Origin of the sequence: Parashewanella curva (genome assembly GCF_003675895.1) — a bacterium.
GTDB classification, from domain to species: domain Bacteria; phylum Pseudomonadota; class Gammaproteobacteria; order Enterobacterales; family Shewanellaceae; genus Parashewanella; species Parashewanella curva.
This window is the reverse complement of record NZ_ML014762.1, coordinates 78,351-88,065: the sequence shown is the minus strand read 5'-3', so window position 1 is coordinate 88,065 and position 9,715 is coordinate 78,351. Positions and strand designations below refer to the sequence as shown.

Here is a 9,715-nt window from a genome sequence, read left to right as displayed (position 1 = left end):
TATTTGGTCAGCATGACATACTGGGAAGATCGGTCAAATGATCATTGAGGATCAAGTAAAATGGTGACTCAACCGTTGCTATTTTAAGCAGATTGAGTCAGATGGGCTGAATAGTTACAGATTGGGAAAATAAATCCTTTACTGCTTAGCTGTTAAACTGGATTCCATTTCAGGACTAAGCTGTAACGTCACCCTGCGGTCAAATACATTATTTTCTAAAGTTTGCTCTTGATGTATTGGAGCTGTATCACCATAAGCTTTAGCTGTAAGCCTCGCTTCATCCACTCCAAGGCCGGTCAATAACGATTTAACTGAAGAAATACGCTTTTCAGACAGTTTCTGGTTTAAATCAGTTTGCCCTTGTCTATCAGCAAAACCGCTTAAGTCTAACTTAAGTTCGGGCTGAGCATTCATCAGCTTTGCTACTTCTTCAAGTTGTTTCTGGTACAAAGGTTCGATTTGAGCTGAACCCGTTCTAAATTGCACATTCAACCCTAAATCTAATTGTTTTAAGGTTCTCATTTCACCTAACTGTTGTAGCTTGTTTTGTGCTAAACGATATTGATGTGACAGATGTTGGTAATCTTGTTGCTGCTCGTTCAATTTGGCTAGCTTCACTTGCTGTTGCTGCAACTTAACATCTTGAGCGGTGAGCTTTTCATCATCGGCCACGCTCTTACCTATTACTCCACCTGTAATAGCACCAATAACAGCACCAACAGGACCACCAACAGCTGCACCTAATAATAAACCTGAACCAAATCCAACTAACTGTTCTTGTTGACCGTGTGGCTCTTCAGTGTTGGCCATCGCCATATTACTTGTAACAATTGAACCAATGATTAGTGTTGAGATGATTGCCTTTTTCATAGCTTGCTCCATGTAGTTAAATTTATAACGAAAGTGTTTCGATGGGGATTATTAAAGCAAAGCAACTTGGCAATATTGGGGAGCTAAAATGATGCATTAGGGATAAAATGTGGCAGAAAAATGGCAATTAACCCAGCACGCTGATTTCTTACTATTTTTTCGGTATATTGCTGTAAAACACTTAAAACCTAGTAAAGATGAAACGCATAGCCATAGTAGAAGACGAAACCATCATCCGTGAAAACTATAAAGAGCTTTTGGAAAACCATGGTTATCAAGTTCAAGGCTTCGCTAATCGCTCAACGGCTATGCAAGCGTTTGAGATTCGCTTACCCGATCTTGCGATTATTGATATTGGATTAGAAGATGAACCTGATGGGGGTTTTATGCTTTGTCAGTCTCTTAGAGCCATGTCCCCTACTTTACCTATTATTTTTCTCACGGCGAGAGATAGTGATTTTGATGTCGTAAGCGGTTTACGACTTGGCGCAGATGATTACCTTACGAAAAACACTAGCTTTCCGCACCTAATGGCACGAATCGCAGCGCTATTTCGTCGAAGTGATTTAGCAACACAGACCAAAAATGAAATCATAGAGGTTAACCAGCTACAACTGGACTTAGATAAAATGACGGTACAATGGCAAGGGAAAGCATTAGAAATGACCGTAACCGAGTTTTGGATGCTACACGCATTAGTTAAGCGACCAGGTCATGTTCGCTCCAGACAAGATCTAATGTCAGATGCAAAAATCTATGTTGATGACAGCACCATTACTTCTCATGTAAAACGGATCAGAAAAAAGTTTATGGCGATTGATGCTGATTTTGATCATATCAACACCGTCTACGGCATGGGCTATCGCTGGAATCAATAATGCGGCGATTACTCTATCTTAAGCTCCCAAAGTTCAGCCTTAGAACCAAATTTTTGGTTATTGTGCTTTTTTTGTCGGCTTTACCTTGGTTTGGTTACCGGTACTTTAATGAGCTTGACGTTTACTTAAAGCAAACTCAACTGCATAACTTGTCTAATACCTCACAAGCCGTCGCGACAGCATTACAGCAACGCCCTAAACTTTTTGAACGATTAAATTTTTCTCGCGATAAAATTCAGCCCAAAGACTTTTATTTATATCCGTTAAGTAATCCAGTGCATTTCACTGGCAGCACAGATGATTTGCCATTAAAACAAAGTCCAGCCAAGATCTTCAGCTCTCATAACTCAAGCAGCCAAGCCATCATTCAAGTTGGTCAATACGAAAACCAAGTGTTCATGAGTTTTCATATTACAGTACCTAACCTTGATTTAAACCACAGCTCACATTCTCCTTACGCTAGCCAGTACTTACAAATTTCAACGGTAAAAGATCACCGCTTTAATCGCTATTTAATAACAATTTCAGCAAGCGGAAAACTAAATGGATTTTTGTTACCTGACGATCCCGCCATGATGACACCTCTCACCCCAGAATCAGTCATTGAGGGAATGTGGACACTCACTAATGACGGTATTCTGCTTCAACTGACATTACCTAAAGGGTTGTTAGGAGAAGCCATGGCGTTTGAAAGCTTTTTCCATACCATTCATGGCACAACAAGTATTACTTCAAGCCCAGTTAATTCGCCCCTCACACTAGGACGTTTAATTGAACCTAGCAGTGATATTGAGCAGATAATTGATTCATTAGATAACTCTGATTCTCGAATTTGGGTACTGAATCATGCTGGACAAGTGCTGGCACAGGGTGGCGATATTCATGCTAGTGGACAAAGTTGGAGTTCAGGTGTCAGCACCATTTCTTCAGTTCCTGATATTTTAAAGCCTATCTACCATTGGCTTATTGGAACACAAAACCTGAGTTTTGTTGACCCTAACCAACAACAAATCCAATTTGATGATCCTATGACCCACAGAGCGTTGAGTGGCTTTAAAGGTCAATCAGAAACAGCCCTCGCTGATTCAGACACGGAGCTGCTGTCCAGTATCACCCCTATATGGCATCAAGGTGTGGTTGTAGGTGCTGTATTAACTCAACAAACTACCCAAGGCATTCAAGAATTACGCAGCCATGCCATGACATCATTACTCAATACCGCGTTAATTGTGACTATTTTAGCCAGTGTTAGCATGCTGATTTTTGCCACTTCCATTTCACGCAGAATAACGCAATTACGAGATCAGGCCGAATCCGTTATCGATTCAGATGGAAAAATTCATGCGATTGATATTAATAGCCAGAATGCAGATGAAATTGGCGACTTAATCCGAAGTTTTTCAAGTATGCTGACACGAGTAGAACACTATAACCATTACCTCGAAAACATGAGTTCTCGTTTATCTCATGAATTAAGAACGCCAATTACAATTGTACGCTCCTCTTTAGAGCACTTAGAGCTACAGCAAGGCAGTGAAAATGACAGTAAGTACCTGCTTCGAGCTCAAGAAGGACTGCAAAGGCTTAATGGTATTCTAAATAGCATGTCTGAGGCCACTCGAATAGAGCAAACTATAGATTCAGAACCCCGTAGTTCTGTGAACTTGTCACAACTTGTAAATAACTGCTTTGATATCTATCAGCAAATTTATCCTGAACATCAATTCCACGCTGAAATTCAAGCTGATATTCATATCTTAGGTGTTGAAGACTACTTAGCTCAAATGTTTGATAAAGTGATTGCCAATGCAGCAGAGTTCTCGAAACCCAATGAACCAATCATTATTCAGCTTATCAAGGAAAAACAACAAGCTGAATTATCAATAACCAACACAGGGCCAATGCTACCTGAGGGGATGGAAAGTGAAATTTTTAATTCAATGGTATCAATTAGAGAACACGAGAATAAACAAAAGCCCCATTTAGGCTTGGGGCTTTATATTTCTTCGATCATATCTCGCTTTCACTACGGCAACATTCAGGCAAAAAGTTGCTCTAAAAATCACACAACGACAATATCTGCCAACTTTCCCTTGCTCACACCTAACGGAGAACAAGATGAGAGAAAGCCAACCAACCACTCTCCAAAATTTGATAGATTGTAATTTTCGGAAGTCAACGCTTTGATTTGAGAATCAAGTATCATTTGACGGCTGATTTTACTGAATTTTGGATCATCATTCAGCAATTGGTAGCGTATACCTTGGCGGGAAACCACAAGCGATTGACCATTATGTTCTAACACAACCGCATTTGTATGATTCAGTATATAGCCTGATATCGGACAGCGATGCTGGATCGGGCTATCTGAACTATTGATATCCAACCTTGATTCAGCCTTTGGAACTTGACGTAAAATATCCACTTGCTGCTTTGCCTGCTTGAATAACTTTGGTTTTTCCATTGAAAATTGATGCAAGTTTGTACGATATTTAGTATTCACTTGAAATCGTCCAAAAATATTCCCTGATGCCTTCCCAACTGCTCTTATCCCCTCACCTCTAAGAATGTCACCTAGCTCGTCTCGATTACGGCTATTGATTTTGGCTAGAAAAAAGCTGCAAAAGCACTCAAAAAGTCCTCTCAAACCGCTACTGTAAGGACTAAGTCTTTCAACATAAAGCTCGCTACTACGAGCGCAATTGCGAATTTGATATTTTTTACCACTTTCAATAAAACATTCCGCACTAGGTTGCTCCCAGTTGAAATGGGCAAAATCATGAATCTTAGAATAACTTGGAGTAACAACAAGAGTCATAAAAACTCCTAATAATTAGGGAGGATGTAAAGATACATACACCAAAATATCAATGGCTATAAAAACCATTAAAAACAGATATACATTATGGTCATGAGTAGATCCCAAATCAATATTTGTAAACCTAATTTAACCTTTTGTTTACTTTTAATTTAAACAAAAAATTGATCTAACTCACAGGTAAAATTAGATTTTTCTAATATATTAATATTTTAATGATTAGAAGGAGTTTCAAGATGGAATTTATACTTTGGGCTACAAAAGAGAACCCTTGGGTAGGAATGCTCATTGGCCTTTTATTTTTCTTATTTTTGTTTCTCATTAAACCCGCTGTTATGTGGTACTTTTCTCTAAAAAATAAACCTAAAACTTAGCTTATTAACCAAATTATGCATAGACCTCAGTAGTTTTTCTTTTGGTACATGTTTCATCGAATTCCAAAAACAAAGTGTCACAAAACTGAAATAATGCTAATACTAGTTACATGGTAAATTACTGTTACTCCAAGTTTTTCTTAGAGTCTCCAATTTTTCCATTTAGGGATCTCAAACAAAGAACTCAGTAGCCCACGTTGTTAAAGGAATTACATTCGTGTCGAAAATGATCAAACCTACTATGTCTAAAGAATTGTCGTGGCTTTCGTTCAATGAGCGTGTATTACAAGAAGCATGTGATGAAAACGTTCCACTTGTTGAGCGTGTAAGGTTTTTAGGTATTTTTTCTAGTAATCTTGATGAGTTTTTCAGGGTTCGTGTTGCAGAAATCAGGCGTGCCATTCTGATTGATAATTTCAATCAAGATAAAATGCAGCATAACCAGACCCTAATGAACCTTATTCAGGATAAAGTGCTTGAGCTACAAGAGCGATTTGACAAAAATTACAATGAGCTGATGCTAGAGCTAGCGAGAAAAAACATTTTTCTCATTAATGAGTTTCAACTTTCTAGTTTTCATCAATCTTGGTTGATGACTTATTTTAAAGATCACTTAAAACGACATATCTCTCCTATTATCGTCAGTAAAAACCGAGATCTAACCCAACAAATATCTGATGGCGTTACCTATCTTTGCATTTGTTTATATACGGATAAACGCCGTCAATATAGTTTGATTGAAGTACCGACAAAAAGTGTCCCTAGGTTTGTAAAACTACCTGCGGAAAGCACCAAATCGAAAAAGCACTTAATTTTGCTAGATAATATTATTCGCTTTTGTGCCGATGAGCTGTTTAGACCATTTTTTGAATACGATGATATCGATGTGTATGCCATGAAGCTCACAAGAGACGCCGAATTTGATATCACTGACGAATTGGATAATACCCAGCTTGAGCGAATGTCGAAAGGCTTAAAAAAGCGCTTAACCGCGGAACCTGTAAGATTAGTATATGACCGCGAAATGCCAGAACACATGCTGCAAATGCTCAAAACACGACTACAAATCAGCTCTACTGAGTTTTTAGTAGCCGGCGGTCGTTATCATAACTTTAAAGATTTTATGGCATTTCCAAATCCTAGCCGTAAGTCACTGGAATACGAAAAACTAACGGCTATTCCTAGCAGCTTGTTTGACCATTATCACAATGTATTCCAAGCCATTGCCCAAAACGATATTTTATTGAATTATCCTTACCATAAATACTCCTATGTCACTGAATTTATTCGTCAAGCCGCTTATGATCCTGCTGTTAAATTCATCAATATTTCCTTGTATCGTGTTGCCAAAAACTCACGCATTATTCAGTCATTAATAGATGCGGTAAGTAATGGTAAAAAAGTCATGGTTATTTTGGAGCTTAGAGCAAGGTTTGATGAGGAAGCAAATATCGAATGGACACGTAAACTAGTTGAAGCAGGCGTTCAGGTTCACCACGGGATACCCAGCTTAAAGGTACACTCTAAAATTTGTGTAATTGGTCGTAATGAAGCCAACCAAACTCGCCTATATTGTCATATTGGCTCTGGTAACTTCAATGAAAAAACCGCCAAAATTTATACCGATTTTTCGTTATTTACTGCCAACCAAGAAATCGCTGAAGAAGTACAGCAAGTGTTTCATTTGATCCAGCACCCTTATCGCCAAGATAAGTTTAACCACTTAATTGTTTCACCTTACAATTCTCGAAGAAGTATTTATCGATTAATCGAAGACGAAATTACAGCTGCAAAAAGCAACAAAAAAGCCAGCATCATCTTGAAAGTCAACAACTTAGTAGATAAACAGTTGATCCGCAAATTGTATAGCGCTTCTAACGCAGGAGTTAAGATAAAATTACTGGTACGAGGTATGTGCTCCCTTATTGCTAAAGTACCAGAACAAAGCCAAAATATTGAGGTTGTTAGTATCGTAGATCGCTTTTTGGAACACTCACGTATCATGGTATTTCATGCTGGAGGTGAGCAAAAAATGTTTCTGTCATCAGCTGACTGGATGACCAGAAATATCGATAATCGTATTGAGGTAAGCACACCAATATACGAGCCGAAGCTCAAAAAAATGCTATCAGATATTTTAAATATTCACTTTAGCGATAATACTAAAGCAAGAATATTAAATGCAGAGCAGTCAAATCCATATCGAAGACGTGGAAACAAGAAAAAAGTTCGCTCTCAACAAGCCATTTATGAATACCTCCAAGATTATGAAGCCAACAATGCACAGTGGCTAAACAAGGTTGGTGAATAATATGAGTCGAGTTTTACAAAAGCATTTCGTTGCAATTGACATGGGGTCCAACAGCTTCCATTTAGTCATCGCTAGAGAACAAGATGGCAGCTTACAAATACTTCACAAAGAGAAGCAGCAAGTAAAACTCGCTCAAGGGCTGAACCATAAAAATCAACTTTCACAAGAAGCTATTGAGCGAGGCGTAAATTGCCTAAAAGACTTCGCTCAACGCTTTTCTGAACTTGAGCAAACCCAAGTTAGACCCGTAGCCACACATACGCTTAGAGTTGCAACTAACGTTAATGAATTTCTGCAAGCAGCTAGAAATGTACTTCCTTATCCTATTGAGATTATTTCAGGGCATGAGGAAGCACGACTCATATACAGTGGCATAGCTCAAAACCAAGTGTTGACTCAGCGCAACTTAGTGATTGATATTGGTGGCGGCTCCACAGAAGTGGTCATAGGAAAAAAAACCAAGCCGACCCACTTATCGAGTTTACGCTGTGGGTGCGTTAGCTTCCATGAGCACTTTTTCCATCATGGGGAACTAACGAAAGAACACTTTAAAGCCGCCATGACTGCCGCAGATAAGCAATTAGCAACCTTATCAAAAACCTATTTTAATACTGAATGGACGACAGTATTAGGCAGTTCAGGTTCAGTAAAAGCTATTGTCGAAGCAGTGAAAGAAGTTGTTGGTGAAACTGAACTTACCTTAAAAAACCTAAAAGCATTAAAGCAGCACTTAATTGAATGCAAAAATATTGAACAAGTTTTCTTCGAAAATGTAGAGGATCGAAGAACTCTTTTAATTCCCGCAGCTCTAGCCATTCTAATAAGTTGTTTTAAAAGACTTTCAATCAGTAATCTTAGCTTTGCATCGAGCGCTTTACGGGAAGGCGTTTTATACGAATTAGCTAAAATCGGTCAATACCAAGATGTGCAACTAAGAACCGTTCAGAGCATTGCGAAACTTTACCATGTTGATTTTAACCATGCTCATAAGGTCAGTAACATGGCTATGGATTTATTTGAACATGTCGCTGACGAATGGGGAATTCGAGATCAAGCTAGGCTGCTTGGTTTTGCAGCAAGTCTTCACGAAATTGGCATTCACATTAACTCTCGTCAGCATCAAAAACATGGTAGTTACATTATTAGTAACAGTGATTTGCCTGGTTTTAGTGAGCAATTACAAAGCGACTTAGCCACACTTATCGCTAATCACCGTAAAACGCCATCGATTACCCACTTTCAAACTCTCGCCCCGCAGCATAAGCAAAGTCTGATCTACCTTACCTGCATTTTACGTATTGCGGTACTTTCTAACTTGGGAAGAATTGGCTGTAAATTTGATTTCAACAAGGCGCATGCCAGCGAAAACACCCTCACGCTCTCGTTGCCACATGCAACTAAGCAAAGCCAGCTTTTTATCAAAGATCTTCGTCGAGAACAAAAGCGTTTGGCCTTGTTAGATATTGAGTTAGAATTGCGTTAAAAATATGAATAAACAAATAGCATTATGACCTCCCCATTACTTTATTCTTTTCGGCGCTGCCCTTATGCCATGCGTGCTCGTTTAGGTTTGCTCGTTGCAAAAATTCCAGTTCGGATCAGAGAAATCGAATTGAAGAACAAGCCGCAATCAATGTTAGAGGTTTCTCCGAAAGGCACTGTGCCTGTAATGATTGTATCCGACTCACAAAATAAAAAGGTGATAGAAGAAAGCTTGGATATTATGTTGTGGGCATTAACCAGTAATGACCCTCATCATATTCTTGCTACTTATTCTCAGCAAACTGAAACTGTACTAGCTTTAATTGAACGCAATGATCAAGAGTTTAAACATTGGCTAGACAGATACAAATATGCCGATCGTTTTCCAGAGCATGGGCAAAGTCATTACTTATCCATGGCCTGTTCATTCATAGAAAATCTAGAAACTCGGCTGTCGCAGCATACTTTTCTGTTTGGCGCTAAACCAAGCATAGCCGACCTTGCGATATTTCCTTTTATCAGGCAGTTTGCTTTTGTTGACAAAAAGAAATTTGATAGCTTGCCGTACCCTAACCTACAATGCTGGTTAAATTATTGGCTAGAACATTCTTGGTTTGAGTCGATAATGAAAAAGTACCAACCTTGGTTGCTACACGAACAAGAATACTTCTTATAAGGAAAAGCAGTGGCTTCTGCATATTCGTTATACACAATTATACTGCTGGGTATCTTACTTACTCACGCTTGCTTTGCGATTGGCGCTGCAGTTTCAAGTGTTCGACTCACGACACCTGATAAAATTCTATGGTCTTTAATTAGCCTCTCATTTGGACCGTTGGGTTATTATGCTTATAGAGTCACAATTCCTTATGAGTTAATTGTTGAACCAGAGCAGAACGAAACTAAATACTGATACTTTCAAACTCTTCTAAACATACTTGCTTATTACTCTTAACCCAATGTGTGATTTTTATAACTCATT

General features: G+C 38.7%; 7 protein-coding genes. 5 read left to right on the top strand and 2 right to left on the bottom strand.

The genetic code is table 11. The features are described from left to right. Positions 1 to 138: 138 nt before the first annotated feature. Positions 139 to 870, bottom strand: a complete 732-nt coding sequence (gene pdsO, locus D5018_RS06075; RefSeq protein WP_121838117.1) for a sortase-associated OmpA-like protein PdsO — start codon at positions 868 to 870, stop codon at positions 139 to 141. A gap of 197 nt (positions 871 to 1,067) precedes the next feature. On the opposite strand from pdsO, the gene pdsR reads away from it, so the two are divergent. Together pdsR and D5018_RS06065 are read left to right on the top strand one after the other, a co-directional pair. Beyond that, positions 1,068 to 1,748 (top strand): proteobacterial dedicated sortase system response regulator, encoded by a 681-nt coding sequence (gene pdsR, locus D5018_RS06070; RefSeq protein ID WP_121838116.1) that lies wholly within the window; start codon positions 1,068 to 1,070, stop codon positions 1,746 to 1,748. Next, positions 1,748 to 3,913 carry an ATP-binding protein gene (locus D5018_RS06065; protein WP_121838115.1) on the top strand — a complete coding sequence of 722 codons (2,166 nt, stop codon included), beginning with the start codon at positions 1,748 to 1,750 and terminating at the stop codon, positions 3,911 to 3,913. The genes pdsR and D5018_RS06065 overlap by 1 nt, the downstream gene beginning before the upstream one ends. On the opposite strand, the gene D5018_RS06060 is transcribed toward D5018_RS06065, so the two are convergent. Next, on the bottom strand, positions 3,811 to 4,566 hold the full coding sequence (locus tag D5018_RS06060) for a hypothetical protein (protein WP_121838114.1): 756 nt from the start codon (positions 4,564 to 4,566) through the stop codon (positions 3,811 to 3,813). The two genes, D5018_RS06065 and D5018_RS06060, sit on opposite strands and share 103 nt — an antisense overlap. Positions 4,567 to 5,166: 600 nt before the next feature. On the opposite strand from D5018_RS06060, the gene ppk1 reads away from it, so the two are divergent. From ppk1 to D5018_RS06045, 3 genes are read left to right on the top strand one after another with little or no spacing between them, the layout of a single operon-like run. Next, positions 5,167 to 7,251, top strand: coding sequence for a polyphosphate kinase 1 (ppk1, locus tag D5018_RS06055; protein WP_121838113.1), 2,085 nt, complete (start codon positions 5,167 to 5,169; stop codon positions 7,249 to 7,251). A gap of 1 nt (position 7,252) precedes the next feature. Next, entirely contained in the window at positions 7,253 to 8,734 is a 1,482-nt protein-coding gene (ppx, locus tag D5018_RS06050) for an exopolyphosphatase (protein ID WP_121838112.1), read from the top strand. A 24-nt stretch (positions 8,735 to 8,758) separates the two neighbouring features. Then, positions 8,759 to 9,409 (top strand): glutathione S-transferase, encoded by a 651-nt coding sequence (locus D5018_RS06045; protein WP_121838111.1) that lies wholly within the window; start codon positions 8,759 to 8,761, stop codon positions 9,407 to 9,409. Positions 9,410 to 9,715 lie beyond the last annotated feature (306 nt).

What these genes read in the sequence shown, in the direction of transcription:
- pdsO (WP_121838117.1), bottom strand. Translation starts at nt 870, where the DNA reads ATGAAAAAGGCAATCATCTCAACACTAATCATTGGTTCAATTGTTACA.
- pdsR (WP_121838116.1), top strand. Translation starts at nt 1,068, where the DNA reads ATGAAACGCATAGCCATAGTAGAAGACGAAACCATCATCCGTGAAAAC.
- D5018_RS06065 (WP_121838115.1), top strand. Translation starts at nt 1,748, where the DNA reads ATGCGGCGATTACTCTATCTTAAGCTCCCAAAGTTCAGCCTTAGAACC.
- D5018_RS06060 (WP_121838114.1), bottom strand. Translation starts at nt 4,566, where the DNA reads ATGACTCTTGTTGTTACTCCAAGTTATTCTAAGATTCATGATTTTGCC.
- ppk1 (WP_121838113.1), top strand. Translation starts at nt 5,167, where the DNA reads ATGATCAAACCTACTATGTCTAAAGAATTGTCGTGGCTTTCGTTCAAT.
- ppx (WP_121838112.1), top strand. Translation starts at nt 7,253, where the DNA reads ATGAGTCGAGTTTTACAAAAGCATTTCGTTGCAATTGACATGGGGTCC.
- D5018_RS06045 (WP_121838111.1), top strand. Translation starts at nt 8,759, where the DNA reads ATGACCTCCCCATTACTTTATTCTTTTCGGCGCTGCCCTTATGCCATG.